General features: G+C 60.3%; 15 protein-coding genes. 1 reads left to right on the plus strand and 14 read right to left on the minus strand.

The genetic code is table 11. From position 1 onward, the window contains the following. Positions 1-287 precede the first annotated feature (287 nt). Complete coding sequence (gene gltA / locus AX760_RS25410; RefSeq protein WP_071835799.1) at positions 288-1,577, plus strand: citrate synthase; 1,290 nt, start codon at positions 288-290, stop codon at positions 1,575-1,577. Positions 1,578-1,604: 27 nt separating this feature from the next. On the opposite strand, the gene lpxB is transcribed toward gltA, so the two are convergent. From lpxB to AX760_RS25480, 14 genes are all read right to left on the minus strand, one after another. Then, positions 1,605-2,780: a lipid-A-disaccharide synthase gene (gene lpxB, locus AX760_RS25415; RefSeq protein ID WP_071835800.1), complete on the minus strand. Its 1,176-nt coding sequence runs from the start codon at positions 2,778-2,780 to the stop codon at positions 1,605-1,607. Further along, complete coding sequence (locus tag AX760_RS25420; RefSeq protein WP_071835801.1) at positions 2,777-3,658, minus strand: LpxI family protein; 882 nt, start codon at positions 3,656-3,658, stop codon at positions 2,777-2,779. The genes lpxB and AX760_RS25420 overlap by 4 nt, the downstream gene beginning before the upstream one ends. A 4-nt stretch (positions 3,659-3,662) precedes the next feature. After that, the gene (gene lpxA / locus AX760_RS25425) at positions 3,663-4,475 is read right to left on the minus strand and encodes an acyl-ACP--UDP-N-acetylglucosamine O-acyltransferase (protein ID WP_071835802.1); all 813 of its coding nucleotides are present in this window, start codon (positions 4,473-4,475) and stop codon (positions 3,663-3,665) included. A gap of 2 nt (positions 4,476-4,477) precedes the next feature. Continuing rightward, positions 4,478-4,945 (minus strand): 3-hydroxyacyl-ACP dehydratase FabZ, encoded by a 468-nt coding sequence (fabZ, locus tag AX760_RS25430; protein ID WP_071835803.1) that lies wholly within the window; start codon positions 4,943-4,945, stop codon positions 4,478-4,480. Continuing rightward, positions 4,938-6,005, minus strand: a complete 1,068-nt coding sequence (lpxD, locus tag AX760_RS25435; RefSeq protein ID WP_071835804.1) for a UDP-3-O-(3-hydroxymyristoyl)glucosamine N-acyltransferase — start codon at positions 6,003-6,005, stop codon at positions 4,938-4,940. Before lpxD ends, fabZ begins: the two co-directional genes overlap by 8 nt. A 47-nt stretch (positions 6,006-6,052) precedes the next feature. Continuing rightward, positions 6,053-8,383, minus strand: a complete 2,331-nt coding sequence (gene bamA / locus AX760_RS25440; protein ID WP_071835805.1) for an outer membrane protein assembly factor BamA — start codon at positions 8,381-8,383, stop codon at positions 6,053-6,055. A gap of 240 nt (positions 8,384-8,623) precedes the next feature. After that, a complete protein-coding gene (gene rseP / locus AX760_RS25445; protein WP_071835806.1) occupies positions 8,624-9,757 on the minus strand; it encodes an RIP metalloprotease RseP in 1,134 nt (377 codons plus the stop codon). 34 nt (positions 9,758-9,791) lie between these two features. Further along, positions 9,792-10,625: a phosphatidate cytidylyltransferase gene (locus tag AX760_RS25450; RefSeq protein WP_071835807.1), complete on the minus strand. Its 834-nt coding sequence runs from the start codon at positions 10,623-10,625 to the stop codon at positions 9,792-9,794. Further along, positions 10,625-11,371: an isoprenyl transferase gene (locus AX760_RS25455; protein WP_071835808.1), complete on the minus strand. Its 747-nt coding sequence runs from the start codon at positions 11,369-11,371 to the stop codon at positions 10,625-10,627. Before AX760_RS25455 ends, AX760_RS25450 begins: the two co-directional genes overlap by 1 nt. Positions 11,372-11,405: 34 nt before the next feature. After that, complete coding sequence (frr, locus tag AX760_RS25460; RefSeq protein WP_071835809.1) at positions 11,406-11,966, minus strand: ribosome recycling factor; 561 nt, start codon at positions 11,964-11,966, stop codon at positions 11,406-11,408. 62 nt (positions 11,967-12,028) lie between these two features. Further along, positions 12,029-12,751, minus strand: coding sequence for a UMP kinase (gene pyrH, locus AX760_RS25465; RefSeq protein WP_071835810.1), 723 nt, complete (start codon positions 12,749-12,751; stop codon positions 12,029-12,031). Positions 12,752-12,930: 179 nt separating this feature from the next. Continuing rightward, positions 12,931-13,857, minus strand: coding sequence for a translation elongation factor Ts (tsf, locus tag AX760_RS25470; RefSeq protein ID WP_071835811.1), 927 nt, complete (start codon positions 13,855-13,857; stop codon positions 12,931-12,933). Positions 13,858-14,116: 259 nt separating this feature from the next. After that, positions 14,117-14,884, minus strand: coding sequence for a 30S ribosomal protein S2 (rpsB, locus tag AX760_RS25475; protein WP_071835812.1), 768 nt, complete (start codon positions 14,882-14,884; stop codon positions 14,117-14,119). 181 nt (positions 14,885-15,065) lie between these two features. Beyond that, positions 15,066-15,893: a cell envelope integrity EipB family protein gene (locus tag AX760_RS25480; RefSeq protein WP_071835813.1), complete on the minus strand. Its 828-nt coding sequence runs from the start codon at positions 15,891-15,893 to the stop codon at positions 15,066-15,068. Positions 15,894-15,957 lie beyond the last annotated feature (64 nt).

Genomic DNA, 15,957 nt, shown 5'->3' on the forward strand with positions numbered 1-15,957 from the left:
CAGACACAGAGTGCAACCATACCGGTAGAAATGCAACCGAAGAGAAAGATGCCTAAAAATACGGCAGCATCAGCACTTCCTTGGGCAATCGGTGCCTGCGCTTTGTTTTAAGCCATTGGAGATGTGCGTTGAACATGTAATTATTGCGCTGCCGTATGCCTTATTTTGCATCGCACAATTTGCCTTTCGTTCAACTTGGCAGGTGTGGGTAAATCATATAGCAAATGGACAACGTTAATAACTGTGGCACTTTTGTGTGCCATTTTGCTGCAAACGGAGGATCACCCATGACAGGAAAAAGCGCAGTCGTAACAGTCGATAACAAATCGGTCGAGTTACCGGTGCGATCCGGGTCGATCGGTCCGGATGTTGTCGATATTGCCACGCTCTACAAGCAGACCGGCCAGTTTACCTATGACCCGGGCTTCACATCCACAGCATCCTGCGAATCGAAAATCACCTATATTGACGGCGACGAAGGCATTCTTCTGCACCGTGGCTATCCGATCGAGCAGCTGGCCGAGCATGGCGATTTCCTCGAAATCTGCTACCTGCTCCTCTACGGCGAACTGCCGAGCAAGGCACAGAAGATCGACTTCGACTACCGCGTCACCCATCACACGATGGTGCATGAGCAGATGTCGCGCTTCTTCACCGGCTTCCGCCGTGATGCCCATCCGATGGCCGTCATGTGCGGCTGTGTCGGGGCGCTGTCGGCCTTCTACCACGACTCGACCGACATCACCGATCCGCACCAGCGGATGGTCGCTTCGCTGCGCATGATCGCCAAGATGCCGACGCTCGCCGCCATGGCCTACAAGTACCATATCGGCCAGCCCTTCGTGTATCCGAAGAATGATCTCGACTACGCGTCGAACTTCCTGCGCATGTGCTTTGCCGTTCCTTGCGAGGAATATACGGTCAATCCGGTGCTGGCGCGTGCCATGGACCGCATCTTCATCCTGCATGCCGATCACGAGCAGAACGCCTCGACCTCGACCGTCCGCCTCGCCGGCTCGTCGGGTGCCAACCCGTTCGCCTGTATCGCTGCCGGCATTGCCTGCCTCTGGGGCCCGGCCCATGGCGGCGCCAACGAAGCCGCCCTCAACATGCTGGCCGAAATCGGAACCGTCGACCGCATTCCGGAATTCGTGGCCCGTGCCAAGGACAAGAACGATCCGTTCCGCCTCATGGGCTTTGGCCACCGCGTCTACAAGAACTACGATCCGCGCGCCAAGATCATGCAGAAGACGACGCATGAGGTTCTGGCCGAACTCGGACATCGGGATGACCCGCTGCTCGAAGTCGCCATGGAACTCGAGCGCATCGCGCTGACGGACAGCTACTTCATCGAAAAGAAGCTCTATCCGAACATCGACTTCTATTCCGGCATCACGCTCAAGGCGCTCGGCTTCCCAACGACGATGTTCACGGTGCTGTTTGCACTCGCCCGCACCGTCGGCTGGATCGCCCAGTGGAACGAGATGATCGAAGATCCGGAACAGCGCATCGGCCGCCCGCGCCAGCTTTACATCGGCGAACCGCAGCGCGACTACCTTCCGGTGTCGAAGCGCTAACAGCGCCGCAGCCAACAAAAAACCCGGTCATCGACCGGGTTTTTTTGTGCTCAGCAGATCCATGATGACACCGGCCGCCTTTTGTCCGGGCGGCTGACGCGTCTTCATGCGCTCCCAGACCAGATCGTAGCCCTCCAGCATGGCGCGGCGCTGTGTCGTGTCGGCGACCAGTCGTTCCACCCAGCGGGCAAGGTTTCCCGGCCGCACGACCTCGACATATTCCGGCACGACGGGATAGTCGGCAATCAGGTTTGGCAGGGCTGCCGTCCAGATGGTGATGCGATGGGCCATCAGCTTGAACAGCCAATCGACCTTATAGGCTGAAATTGCAGGAATACCGGCCAGCGCCAGTTCGAGAATAACGGTGCCGGAAGCAGCGATCGCCGCATCCGCCTGCGCAAATGCTTTCCATTTTTCCTCCGTACCAGTCGTAATGACCGGTTGCCGGTCCCAGTCCGCGACCATGGCACGCACCAGCTGCTCCTGCCGCGGCACGGTCGGCAGCAGGAACCGCATGTCCGGATTGCGGGCTGCAAGCTGCTTCATCGTCTCACCGAACAGCGGCAACAGACGCTTGATCTCGCTCGACCTTGACCCCGGAAGAATGAGGCAGGTGGTGTTGCCGCCCGCTCCCGACATGCGCCGCGCGGCAATCGTTTGACGCGCACCCAGCAGAGCCGGATCGCTAGCCAGCCTGTGGCCGACATAGGTGGTCTCGGGGCCATCAAGGGCGATCATCGCCTGCGGCTCGAAGGGCAGCACCGCCAGCACGTGATCGACATAGGCGCGCATGCGCGGTGCGCGCTCGGGCTTCCAGGCCCAGACGCTCGGGCAAACATAATTGACCACCGGCAGGTCCGGCAGCGCCTTGCGCACGGCTTTCGCCACACGGTGGGTAAAATCGGGACTGTCGATGATCACAAGCACATCCGGCTTCGCCGCGATGATCGCCGCCGTCGTCAGGCGAATGCGCCGGATGAGGTTGGGCAGGCGTGCCAGAACCTGCGAAAGGCCCATGATCGACAGTTCGGAATAGTCGAACAGCGACCGCAGTCCCTGCGCCTCCAGCGCCTCTCCGCCGACGCCGACCAGTTCCAGAGGGCCATTGAGACGCTGCCGCAGGGCAAGGACCAGATCGCCGCCGAGAAGGTCTCCGGAGACCTCGCCGGCAATGATCGCCACTTTCAGCGCAGGCGCGGTCACGAACGCCCCCGGAGGCTTGCCCGATCGACGCCAATCACGAACAGACCGGCCTTGTCGGCCGCCGCAATCAGTTCCGCGCGCTCCAGAACAAGCGCCCGGCCCGCCTCGACGGCAACGCCCGCCAGGCCGGCTGCCGCCGCGTGGGCAATGGTCGACGGGCCGATCGACGGCAGGTCGGCGCGGACGTCCTGCTGCGGCTTGCAGAGCTTGACCAGCACGCCGCGGCGGCGCGCGGAAATGCGCCCGTCCGCCTTGAGCCGCGCCACCCGCTCCAGCATCGCATCGGTGCCCTCAGGGCCTTCCAGGGCAACCACCCGGCCGCCGACGGCCACGGCACCCTGCCCGACATCCAGATGCCCGAGCGCAATGGCGGCAGCTTCGGCGATCTCGATATCGGCCTGGTCCTCGGCGCCCGGCTCGCGCCCGCCCAGCGGCCCGACCGTTGCCAGAAGCTCCGGCACTATGTCCTGCACGCCGATGACACGTGCGCCATTCGTTTCGATCAGTTCGATCGCCATCTTGAGCACGGCGTCGTCGCCGCCGGACAGAAGCGTGCGCAGCACGCTTGGAACCCTGGCAAGACTTTTCAGCGTCGGCTTGATGTCGCGCCAGTCGGGACGGCGGCGCACAGCACCCGAGAGAACGACGCGACCAATCCCGGCATTGCGGAACAGGCTGCTGATCGCTTTGAAATTGCCGATGCCGAGCGTCGTGTTCTCGAAATCCGACCAGTCGCGATCGGATTCGTTGGCAAGCGCAATGATGAAAGGATTTTCGCCATGCCTGCGCGCCGCTTCGGCGACATGCAGGGGCAGGAGACCGCTGCCGGCGATGATCGCCAGCCGGTCTTTGATCTCAGGCCGGCTGTCCAGGATCATCTGCTCAGCCCTTGCTGCCCCGTGTCGGCGACGAAAGGGCACGGTCGCTTTCAGCCGCGATGAAATCGAGGATCTCCATGGCCGGCGGGCAGTCGGCGTAGTCGTCACGGATCGCAGCCGCGTTGGCGCGAACCGAGCCCGCGCCGTCGAAAATCTGCTTGTAGGCGCGCCGGACTGCGTGGATGACAGGTTTTTCAATGCCGGACCGGCCCATGCCCACGACATTCAGCCCGCCCAGCAGGCCGGGATTGCCGTTCAGCATGCCATAGGGAATGACATCGTAGGACACCGCCGAAAGCCCGCCAACGAAAGCCTGGTGACCAATGCGGGTAAACTGGTGCACGGCAGAACCGCCGCCGAGAATGGCGCGGTCGCCGACCGTCACATGGCCGGCCAGCATGACGTTGTTCGAGAGGATGATGTTGTTGCCGAGGCGGCAGTCATGCGCGACATGGGCATAGGCGAGGAACAGGCAATTGTCGCCGACGACAGTCGTCCCGCCGTGCTCGATCGTGCCGGTGTTCATGGTCACGCCTTCGCGGATCGTGCAGTTCTCACCGATCACCAGTGTCGTATCGACGGCGCTGTGGTGAACGCTCTGGGAATCACCGCCGATGACGGCGGACGGAAAGATCCGGCTGCCCTTGCCGACGGTCGTGCGGCCGAGAACCACCACATGGCTCAGAAGTTCGACATTATCGTGCAGCGTGACTTTTGGCCCGACATGGCAGAAGGGTCCGATCGTCACGTTTTCACCAATCACCGCGCCGTCTTCAATCACGGAGAGCGGGTGGATCCTTGCACTGGCGGAAATCATGATCAGGCATCTTCCTTGGCTATAATCATCGCGCCGATATCAGCTTCCGCGACAAGTTGCCCGTCAACTTTTGCATCACAGTGAAACTTCCAGATATTGCCACGCTGCTTCTGCTTGACGACATGATATTCGACGCGGTCGCCGGGCACCACTGGCTTGCGGAAGCGGGCATTGTCGATGGTCATGAAGTAGACCAGATTGCTGCCGCCGCCGTTCTTGCGGGCGCAGATCGCGCCGGCCGTCTGGGCCATGCCCTCGATCAGAAGCACACCCGGCATGATCGGCTGCTCGGGGAAATGCCCGGTGAAATGCGGCTCGTTCGCGGTCACGTTCTTGATGCCAACAGCGGAATTGTCGCCGTCGATCTCGATGATCTTGTCCACGAGAAGAAACGGATACCGGTGCGGAAGCAGTTTCAAGATTTCCTTGATATCGGCCGTACCGAGAACGGTGGTCGCTGCTTCACTCATCATTGCCTCCCGCTTTTTTCTGTCTGCTGTGCGCGCGCGCGGCAATCTCCGCCATGTCGCGCAGGAAATCCCGCATTGGCCGGGCCGGTATGCCGCCGTAGCGCTCGCCAGCCGGCACATCGGCCGCGACACCGCTCATGGCGGCGATCTGTGCCCGGTCGCCAATGGTGATATGGCCGTTGATGGCCGCCGCACCGCCGATCAGGACACCGTCACCGATGCGAGTGCTGCCGGCAATGCCCACCTGGGCGGCGATACCGCAATGCCTGCCGACGCGGACATTGTGGCCGAGTTGAACCATATTATCGATTTTCGTGCCTTCGCCGACCACCGTATCGTCCATCGCGCCGCGATCGATCGTGGTGTTGGCGCCGATCTCGACCCTGTCCTGCAGGATGACGCGGCCAATCTGGACGATCTTGATCATGCCACCCTTCGGCCCCGGCGCATTGCCAAAGCCGTCCTGGCCGATCCGCGCACCCGGGTGAATGATGACCTCGTCGCCGATCAGCGCGCAGAGCACGCTGGCGCCGGCCGCAATCGTGCAGTCACGGCCGATCCGAACCCCCGGCCCGATCACGGCCCCTGCGGCAATCCATGTTCCAGCACCGATCTGCGCACCAGCGCCGATCACAGCCGTCGCCTCGATCTGCACACCGTCCTCGATCCGCGCCGACGGATCGACAAAGGCAGCCGGCGATATGCCCGGCGGTCCGGACAGGTTCTGCACGGGGCGCATGGCCTGCGGATACAGAAGCGAGCCTGCGACGGCAAAGGCCGTATGCGCATGCTGCGTCAAAAGAACCGGAATATGTGGGGGGACGATCGCCGCAATGGCCTTGTCGCAAACAATCGCTGCAGCCTGGCATGTCTCCAGTTCGCTGCGGTTCTTGCGGGACAACATGTAACAGATGTCATCCTGTTTTGCCCGGTAGACGGGCGAAACCGACCGGACAACCCGGTCAGCCACTGTCTGATCTTCCAGTGTCGCCCCGATCTGATCCGCCAGCATATCCAGGCGGATCCCATCATGGGGCGGGAAGAACCAGTTCTGTTCCATGGCCGATACTCCAGAACGATTTGGCAGGCAGTTCTGGACTGCGACGATTAGAACGACGACGAGATACCGAACTTCAGGTTCTGGACGCGGTCGAAGTCTTCCTTGGCAATCGGGAACGCATAGTCGACACGCAGCGGACCGAATGGTGATGCCCAGAGCAGGCCAAGACCGACAGAGGCACGCAGCGACGCATCGGTGCCACGCACACCATCCGCACCTGTGACACTCACCTCATTGCCGTAAAGCGTTCCGGCATCGACGAAGAAGGCGCCACGGAAGCCGCTGTCACGCGGAATGCCCGGGAGCGGGAATGTCGCTTCAGCCGAAGCCGTGAAGTAGGTCGTGCCGCCGATCGAGTCGCCGTTGGCAGCGCGCGGCCCAACACCGTTCCGCTCGAAGCCGCGAATGTCGTTGCCGCTCAGCTGGAACTGGTCGAAGACCTCCATCTGACCGGATGTCCCGACAACATGGCCAGCACTACCGGCGATCGATGCAATGATGTCTGCATCGTCGTTCAGCGTGTAATAGGCCTTCGCCTTGCCGCTGATCTTGTAGAAATCCGACGTGCCGCCAAGGCCCGCAAATTCCTGCGTGATCGACGCAATGATACCCTCGTGCGGCGCCGCAGCATCATCCAGCGAATTGTAGCTGATGACCTGCGAGATCGACGAACGTGTCCAAGGCGAACCATCGATCACCCGATCATAGGGGCTCGACAGTTCAGTTTTGTCGCCACGATAATCATATTCCGAATAGTTGTAGCGGAACGTCGTCGAAATTCGCTCGGTGATCGGTGCCGTGACGCGCAGGCTGAAGCCCTGCTCATCATAGCTGTAGTTGTCGTCGTCGAAATCATTCTCGTTCTTGAACACATCAAAGCCGGCGGCCAGACGGTAACCGAGGAAATAGGGCTCGGTGAACGAGACGTTGTAGGTGCGGCTTTCGTCGCCGCGACCGGCGGCAAGACGAATATACTGGCCACGGCCGAGGAAGTTCTTTTCCTCGATCGAGGCCTCCAGAAGGAAGCCGCCGCCGCTGCCGGCCGAATAGCCCGCACCGACACCGAAGGATCCTGTCGACTGGTCCTGCACATCAACGACGATGACGACGCGGTCCGGAGCCGTCCCCGGAGCCGTCGTGATATTGACGGCGGAGAAGTAGCCGAGCGCGTCGAGACGACGCTTGGCGCGCGCAATCATTTCCTGGTTGAAGGCGTCGCCTTCGCTGAGGTCGAATTCGCGACGGATGACGTAGTCACGTGTGCGTGTGTTGCCGCGGATCTCGATGCGCTCAACATAGGCACGCTCGCCCTGGTCAACCAGATAATCGACGGCGATCGTACGATTGTCGAAATTACGGTTGCCACGCGGCGTGACGCGCGCAAAGGGATAACCTTCGGCAGCCACACGCTTGGAAATTTCCGAAATGCTCTCCTGTACGTCCTTGGCCTTGTAAACGGACCCTTCGCTGGTCTGGACCAGACCCTTGAGGGCCTCAGCATCCACACCTTCGACAGTCGATTCGACATTAACAGGACCGAAGTCGTAGCGCTCGCCTTCTTCAACGGTGATCGTCACCGTGTACTCGTTGGTCGATTCATCAAGGGCAGCGTCGGAAGAAACGACGCGGAAATCCGCATAACCGTGATTGTAATAGAACTGGCGCAGCAACTCTTCATCGGCGCGCAGCTTGTCTTCGTTGTAGACGTCCTTGCGGTTCAGGAACGAGAAGAGACCGGATTTCTTGGTTGCGATCACCGACTGCAGGCGACCATCACCATAGGCCGTGTTGCCGACGAAGCTGATCTGGCTGATCTTGGTGCGCGTGCCTTCATTGATCACGAAGGCGAGATTGACGCGCCCTTCCGCGATCGGAACCACCTGGGTCGTGACCGTCACATCCTCGCGACCGATCCCGGCATAGGCCTGCTTGATCGCCGCGATATCCGACTCAACGGTCGCTTCGCTGTAAGGGCCGAGCGGCTGCGTGCGCACGGCTTCCTGAAGTTTATTGTCCTTGATCTTGCGGTTGCCGTTGAACACCACCTGGTTGATCAACTGGTTCTCGCTGACAGACACGACGAGCGTGCCGCCTGAAATATTGATGCTGACGTCGGAAAAATACCCGGTCGCGTAGAGACGCTTCACCGAGGAATCGATGTCGGAATTGCTGAAGCTCTTGCCGGGGGTGATCGTGATGTTGGCGCGAACGGTTTCGGCGCTGACGCGCGTCGCACCGCGAACCTCTACCCGGCTGATGACAGCGGCCTCTGCAACAGACGCACTAGCAAGCGTTACGATGCCTGTACCCGTTGCGACAATTCCAGCAGACAGCGCAACCGCCGATACCGCGTTCAAAAACTTTGAACCAGCTTTCATAAATCTTACCTTTTTCCCAACGTCTCGCAGCAAAGCCATACCGACTCCGGCCACGTTTGCCGTTTTAACTGCTTTTCCCATACAAGCAAGGTCGCTCGTTAATTTCTGTTTACTTCAATTCAAACCGTGTCCCAACGGCCACTACAGAATTGATTTATCGTAAACAATTCCTTTCGACACAACCCATTGAAAACCAAGGGTGCTGCCGTTCTCCCAGGCAATCCGCAAGCCCGTCTTGGCCTAGCCGATCAGCATGCTGATGTCGTTCCACGTCGCGAACACCATCAGCATCAGAACCATTGCAAAACCGATGCGGAAAGCGATGTCCTGGGCGCCCGGACCGACAGGTTTTCCCCTGACGGCTTCCACCGCATAAAACATCAGATGCCCGCCATCAAGTACCGGAACCGGCATTAGGTTGAGAAGTCCAATGGAAACCGACAGGACGGCTGCCAATTGCAGCACGGCGGCGATGCCGAGCGTCGCCATCTGTCCCGAGGCCTGGGCAACGCGGATGGGTCCGCCCAGCTGATCCGCTTTCATCCGGCCGGTCACGAGGTTGGCGAGATAGTTGAACGTCCCGGTGACGATGTGCCAGCTTTCGACAGCCCCCTGCCCGACAGCTTCAATCGGCCCAAAAGTCTGGAGCCGGAAATTGCCGGCTTCCTGATTGGTGACGATACCGATAATGCCCAGTTCCATCTTGTTGCCGAACTGGTCGGTGATCTCCGTGCGCTGCGGCACCATCGGCAGATCCAGGAACGCGTCCTTGCGTTCCACCCTTATGGTGATCGGCGTTTCCGGGCGTATGCTGACGTAACGGCGGACATCGTCGAATGTCGTGACGGCATTGCCGTCGATCGAGACGAGCAGGTCTCCGGGCAGCACGCCGGCCTTCTGCGCCGCACTGTCGACCTTGACCTCGGCAACGATCGGATCGGCAACCGACTTGCCGTAGATCGAGAAGAGGACCGCAAAGATCGCGATCGCCAGGATGAAATTGGCGATCGGCCCCGCGGCGACGGTCGCGGCTCTCTTCCAGAGTTTGGCACCGAGAAACGTGCGGTCCCGATCTTCTGCCGAAAACTTTTCAAGACGGGCATAGTCCGGAATGCTGGCCGCATCCTCGTCCCCGAAGAATTTCACATAGCCACCCAGCGGAATGGCACAGAATTTCCAGCGCGTTCCATGGCGATCGGTAAAGCCGAAGATCTCCGGGCCGAACCCGACAGCAAAAGCAACGATACGGATGCCAGACCACCGCCCGACGAGGTAATGGCCCATCTCATGCACGAAGACCAGCAGCGTCAGCACCAGAAGGAATGGCACGATATAGCCCAGAACGAACTGCATCGCATCGGCCAGGAAAGTCATTCGCGTACCCCGTTCATGTCGCCTGAGGGGCGCTTTAGAGCCCCAGCAGGATTGCCCCTGTCGATGTGGTCTGCGCACCGGCAAATACGACCTGCATCAAAGAAAGCAGAAGTGCTGCAAAACAGGCGAAAACAAGGCCGTCGACCCGATCCATCACGCCACCATGGCCAGGAATGAGTTTGCTGGAGTCCTTTGCACCGAATTTGCGCTTGATGAAACTTTCGAAGAGATCGCCGCTCTGGCTTGCCACGGACAGCACGAGTGCCAGCACCGGCAAACGAAGATCATCCAGCGAAAACTGGCTGGACACCAGGGCAACCCCGGCAATCACCCCGGACACAGCGCCGCCGATGGCTCCGGACCAGGTTTTCCCGGGCGAAATCCGCGGTGCAAGTTTCGGTCCGCCAATCGCACGGCCCGTGAAATAGGCCAGGATATCGGTCGCCCAGACGACGGCAAAGACGAACAGCATGGCAATCAGGCCAGCCGAATCGTCACCCCGGATCGCAGACAGGGAAATGCCGGTCAGGCCCGCATAGACGATGCCGCCCGGTTGCCAGAAGCTTCCCTTGCGCAGCATGACCCACAACAACGAGACGATGGCGAAGCCCGACAGGACCGGAATGGTCAGACCGACATCGTCGAACAGGATCAGCCCGGCAACGACAATCTGCGACAACCATCCGAAGGCGTTTGCCTGGAAATCGACGTCGGCAAGCCGTGTCATCGTCGACCATTCGTAATAGACGAGCAGCGCAATGGCGACGGACAGAATCTGGAACGTCAGGCCGCCGGCCCAGGTCGCGAAAAGAACGACGACAGCCATGACGATGCCGGACAGGATGCGCAGCTTGAGTTCTGTCTGCATCAGGAACCGACCGCAATTGTCTGGCGCGGCGACAGGCCGCCAAAACGGCGCTCCCGGCCGGCATATTTTTCAAGGGCAGCCAGAAACACCTCGCGGGTGAAGTCCGGCCAGAGTTCGGGAACGAAGAGCAATTCCGAATAGGCCGCCTGCCACAACAGGAAATTGGACAGCCGCTCCTCGCCACTGGTGCGCAGGATCAGGTCGGGATCGGGAATGCCCGCCGTATCCATCCGGCTGGAGATCACCTCCGGCGTGATCTGTTCCGGGGTCATGCGTCCCTGGGCGACCTCGACCGCAAGCGCCTGCATCGCCCGGGTCATCTCGTCGCGCGAGCCGTAGTTGAAGGCGATGACCAGCGTAATGCCGGTATTGCTTCGCGTCGTCTCCTCGGCCTCGAGAAGAAGCGGCAGGATGTCTCCCCGCAGGTTCTTCTTGTCGCCAATCACGCGGATCCGGACATTCTGGCCGTGAAGTTCCGCCAGATCGCGACGGATAAAGGCTTTCAGCAGCCCCATGAGGTCGGAAACCTCCGCTTCAGGCCTGTTCCAGTTTTCCGAGGAGAAGGCGAACAGCGTCAGGTAGCGAATGCCGACGTCGCCTGCCGTGCGCACGGCTTCGCGGACCGCCTCGACGCCCTTGCGATGCCCCATCGTTCGCGGGAGACCGCGCGAATTGGCCCAGCGGCCGTTGCCATCCATGATGATGGCAACGTGCTCGGGAACGTCTCCTGCTGTGAGTTTTGACATCGGTGACCCGAAAAACAGAGATTCGATACGCAGACTAGACCTGCATGATTTCCTTTTCCTTGTCGGCGAGCAAGCGGTCGATGTCGGAAATCACCTCGTCGGTGATTTTCTGCACCTTTTCAGACTGGCTGCGGCTGATGTCCTGCCCGATATCGCCATCCTTTTCCGCTTTCTTGAGGCTGTCCATGCCGTCGCGGCGAACGTTGCGAATGGCGATTTTTGCCTTTTCGCTATAGTCATGGGCAACCTTGACCAGCGACTTGCGGCGCTCCTCATTCAGTTCCGGCAGCGGAATGCGCAGGTTCTGGCCATCGACGATCGGGTTGAGGCCGAGATTGGATTCGCGGATTGCCCGGTCGACGGCGTTGACCATGGATTTGTCCCAGATGGAAACGCCCAGCATGCGCGCTTCGGGAACCGTGATGTTGGCGACCTGGTTGAGCGGAACGCGCGAACCATAGGCCTCCACCATCACCGGGTCGAGCACGTTGGCCGAGGCGCGGCCGGTGCGCAGGGACGCGATATCACTCTTGAACGCGTTGATGGCGCCATCCATGCGGCGCTTCAGGTCATTCAGGTCAATACCTTCACTCATGGATCAAACTCCCGTTTTTTTTGTAGACGCGAACGCTCCTGTCGGGACCGTCCGTCAGGCTTTCAATTGTCGGTGACGATGGTCGCACGACCGCCGCCGGTCAGGATTTCCGCGAAACCACCTTTTTCGTGGATCGAGAACACGATGATCGGAATGCTGTTTTCCCGCGCCAGCGCGACGGCTGCGATGTCCATCACGGCGAGGCCCTTGTTGAGCACTTCGCTGTGCGTCAGGCGCTCGAAACGGGTCGCGGTCGGATCCTTCTTCGGATCAGCGGAATAGATGCCGTCAACCTGCGTTCCCTTGAAGATCGCCTCGGCGCCCATTTCGGCGGCCCGCAGCGCGGCAGCCGAATCGGTCGTGAAGAACGGATTGCCGGTGCCGCCCGCAAAGATCACGACGCGGCCAAGCGAGAGATGGTAGAGGGTGGCGCGCTGCGAAAAACTCTCGCAGATTTCCGGCATGGCAATGGCCGACAGAACGACGGTATCGATGTTCTGCTTGCGCAGCGAGGTCGCGAGCGCCAGCGCATTGATGATGGTGGCCAGCATGCCCATATGGTCGCCGGTGACGCGGTCGCCGCCCTTCGAGGCAACGGCGACGCCACGGAAAATATTGCCGCCGCCGACAACCACGCCGACTTCCACACCCATCGCCCGCGCTTCTGCGATATCGGCTGCGATACGGTCTGCAACCGCGACATCGATGCCGAATCCCTGGCTGCCCATCAGCGCTTCGCCCGAGGCCTTCAGTAGCACGCGTTTGTAGAGAGGTTTGGCCGACATCGTTACTCCTGAAATAGAACGGTACATGCGCGCGGCATGCGAAAAAAGGAAGCTGTTGATCGGGCCCGCCGGTCGCACGGCAATCCACCGGCGACGGAGACCAATGATGATGCCGGATACACGAAGGGCACCGCGTTGTCACGCGATGCCCTTTTGTTTTCCCAATCAGGATGAAGAAATCAGCCCTTGGCGACAGCAGCCACTTCTGCAGCGAAATCGCTCTCTTCCTTCTCGACGCCTTCGCCGAGCAGGAGACGCGCCATGCCCGTCACTTCGATCGGTGCGCCGACCGTCTTTTCGGCTTCCTTGATCGCCGCTTCGACCGTCAGCTCAGGGTTCATGACGAAGGCCTGCGAAAGCAGAGCGACTTCTTCGAAGAACTTGCGCATGCGGCCATCGACCATCTTCTCGATGATGTTGTCCGGCTTGCCCGAGGCGCGCGACTGTTCGATGAAGATGTTGCGCTCGCGCTCGGCAACGGTTGCATCGACTTCGCTCGAACGAATGGCCAGGGGATTGGTCGCTGCGATGTGCATGGCAACCTGGCGGCCGATCGTGTTGAGCGCATCCTTGTCGCCGGTCGACTTCAGCGCGACGAGCACGCCGAGCTTGCCGAGACCGTCAGCAACGGCGTTGTGGACATAGGTGGCAACGACGCCGTCTTCGACGGACAGAAGCGCCGACCGGCGCAGCGACATGTTCTCGCCGATGGTCGCGATCGCATCGGTGATGCTTTCGCCGACAGACTTGCCGGTGGCCGGGTAGTTGGCCGCGCTGATCGTCTCGACGGCACCGTCGGTTTCAACGGCAACCTTGGCAATGCCACGGACCAGATCCTGGAAGGCATCGTTGCGGGCAACGAAGTCAGTTTCGGAGTTCAGTTCGATGACAACGGCCTTGGTGCCGCTCGCGGTGATGCCGATGAGGCCTTCGGCCGCTGCACGGCCCGACTTCTTGTCAGCCTTGGCAATGCCCTTGGCGCGCAGCCAGTCAACCGCGGCTTCCATGTCGCCATTGGTTTCGCCGAGTGCCTTCTTGCAGTCCATCATGCCTGCGCCGGTCATATCGCGCAGTTCCTTCACCATTGCTGCAGTAATAGTGCTCATCTTTTTTGCCTCTTCGTTTGTTCGTCTGGTGTGCTGCCCGAGTACCGGCGCGCGACCAGGAGGATGTGGCAGGGCATGACCCCTGAATGTGACATCGTGATGAAGTCATCAGCACGACGGATGCAGGCTGGAAAGCGCCGTATGTTTGTGGCGAACCCAGATGCAAAAAAGAACAAGGCCGTTCACTTCCTCAGTCGCAAACGGCCTTGTCCTGATTTTATGGTAGACACCGGCGGAACGGATCCGCCGGCTGGCCTGATCAGGCTTCGGCGGCTTCTTCGAGCGCCGGTTCGACCGGCAGTTCGCTGGACGCCCCGAGATCGCGGCCGGAAGCACCCTGCTGACGGGCGATGCCGTCAAGCGCTGCACGCGAGATCAGATCGCAATAGAGCGAAATGGCGCGCGACGCGTCGTCATTGCCGGGGATCGGGTAGTCGATACGGTCCGGATCGCAGTTCGAATCGATGATCGCGACAACCGGGATGCCAAGACGCTTGGCTTCGTCGATGGCAATCGATTCCTTGTTGGTATCGATGATGAACATCAGGTCCGGAACGCCGCCCATGTCGCGGATACCGCCGAGCGCACGGTTGAGCTTTTCGCGCTCGCGCTCAAGGTTCAGGCGTTCCTTCTTGGTGAAGCCCGAAGCTTCCGAGTTGAGGATTTCGTCGAGCTTGCGCAGGCGCTGGATCGAGTTCGAAATCGTCTTCCAGTTGGTCATCATGCCGCCGAGCCAGCGGGCATTGACGTAATACTGGGCCGAACGCTTGGCAGCATCGGCAATGATTTCCGACGCCTGGCGCTTGGTGCCGACGAACAGGACGCGGCCGCCCTTGGCGACGGTATCGCTGACCATCTGCAGGGCGCGCGACAGCATCGGCACAGTCTGTGCAAGGTCGATGATGTGGACGTTGGAACGATCGCCGAAGATGTACGGCTTCATTTTCGGGTTCCAGCGATGTGTCTGGTGGCCGAAGTGAACGCCAGCTTCCAGAAGCTGACGCATGCTAAAATCGGGCAATGCCATGCCTTTTTCTCCTTTTCCGGTTGAACCTCCGCAAGGCAAACAGCACCTTCTTCGAAGATGCCACCGGGTGGAACCGACCGGATTTCTCCCGGACAGCCCCAAACCTTACGTGTGGAATGGGCTGGCCATACAAGCTGTCGCCCTAGAAATCAAGGGTAGATACGGGAAATGTGTCGCGGCTCTACTTGCAATCCTCGGTCTTGAACATTTCAAGATCCGCCAATTTGCCGCTGAGAACGAAATCGCCATAGTCCATCGTCAGGTCGCGGGTGATGCCGTTGTCATAGAGCTTGAACTGCATCCGGTAGATCGGCAGGGCATCGCCGGCCTGTTCGTCGTTGAAATAGGAAATCGTCACCGGCCAATAGGCCTTGGCTGCCATGGCACCCGCCTTTCCGACATCGACGTCATCCGGCTTCGGCTGCTGCGCCTTGCCGACCATGGTCGTGGTGATCAACGTCTTGTCGCCGGCGTCGGAGCCGTCAAAGATGCGCGATTCGAACAGCGTCTCGCCCTTCTGGGCGCGATCAATAACCTCGAGCATGTGTTCGGTCGGAAAGAGGCTCTGCGCCAGGTCAACCTGGCGCTTGTCGGGGGCCGTCAGATCGACAGTCACACCCGTGTCCGCCTCATGCGCGGAGCCGCGCACTTCCTTGTCGAGCTTCTCGTCGGTGAAGGAGCGTGTCAGAAACCGGAAATTGCCGTTCTTGAGGTCTTCATAGGTCGTCGTCTGCTGATCGGTCAGCTTAACCTCGTCACCGGTGTCGACCTGGGTCACGAACCGGAAACTCACCGTATAGCCCTCGCAGGCAGACCCGTTGAATTCATAGACCATGCGGCCATACATGCCGGCGATACCGGAGCGGTCGGAGGCATCCTTCAGCTCAAGATCATAGACCGCGCGATGCGGAACCAGGATGCTTGCCGATGCAGCGCCCGCGCCGCCGGCCGTCATGACCGAGCAACACGCCCCTGCCACAAGGGCTGAGACAAAGTCTGACCGAAACATCCGTTTCCTCCTGTTGGACTCGCCAGCGATGTTATAAGAACGCATTCGGCAAAAGCGAGGCATC

Origin of the sequence: Pararhizobium antarcticum, from assembly GCF_001885585.1 — a bacterium.
Taxonomy (GTDB): domain Bacteria; phylum Pseudomonadota; class Alphaproteobacteria; order Rhizobiales; family Rhizobiaceae; genus Pararhizobium; species Pararhizobium antarcticum.

Coding starts and splice junctions, on each gene's coding strand:
- gltA (WP_071835799.1), top strand. CDS start 288: ATGACAGGAAAAAGCGCAGTCGTAACAGTCGATAACAAATCGGTCGAG.
- AX760_RS25420 (WP_071835801.1), bottom strand. CDS start 3,658: ATGATCCTGGACAGCCGGCCTGAGATCAAAGACCGGCTGGCGATCATC.
- lpxA (WP_071835802.1), bottom strand. CDS start 4,475: ATGATTTCCGCCAGTGCAAGGATCCACCCGCTCTCCGTGATTGAAGAC.
- fabZ (WP_071835803.1), bottom strand. CDS start 4,945: ATGAGTGAAGCAGCGACCACCGTTCTCGGTACGGCCGATATCAAGGAA.
- lpxD (WP_071835804.1), bottom strand. CDS start 6,005: ATGGAACAGAACTGGTTCTTCCCGCCCCATGATGGGATCCGCCTGGAT.
- bamA (WP_071835805.1), bottom strand. CDS start 8,383: ATGAAAGCTGGTTCAAAGTTTTTGAACGCGGTATCGGCGGTTGCGCTG.
- rseP (WP_071835806.1), bottom strand. CDS start 9,757: ATGACTTTCCTGGCCGATGCGATGCAGTTCGTTCTGGGCTATATCGTG.
- AX760_RS25450 (WP_071835807.1), bottom strand. CDS start 10,625: ATGCAGACAGAACTCAAGCTGCGCATCCTGTCCGGCATCGTCATGGCT.
- AX760_RS25455 (WP_071835808.1), bottom strand. CDS start 11,371: ATGTCAAAACTCACAGCAGGAGACGTTCCCGAGCACGTTGCCATCATC.
- frr (WP_071835809.1), bottom strand. CDS start 11,966: ATGAGTGAAGGTATTGACCTGAATGACCTGAAGCGCCGCATGGATGGC.
- pyrH (WP_071835810.1), bottom strand. CDS start 12,751: ATGTCGGCCAAACCTCTCTACAAACGCGTGCTACTGAAGGCCTCGGGC.
- tsf (WP_071835811.1), bottom strand. CDS start 13,857: ATGAGCACTATTACTGCAGCAATGGTGAAGGAACTGCGCGATATGACC.
- rpsB (WP_071835812.1), bottom strand. CDS start 14,884: ATGGCATTGCCCGATTTTAGCATGCGTCAGCTTCTGGAAGCTGGCGTT.
- AX760_RS25480 (WP_071835813.1), bottom strand. CDS start 15,893: ATGTTTCGGTCAGACTTTGTCTCAGCCCTTGTGGCAGGGGCGTGTTGC.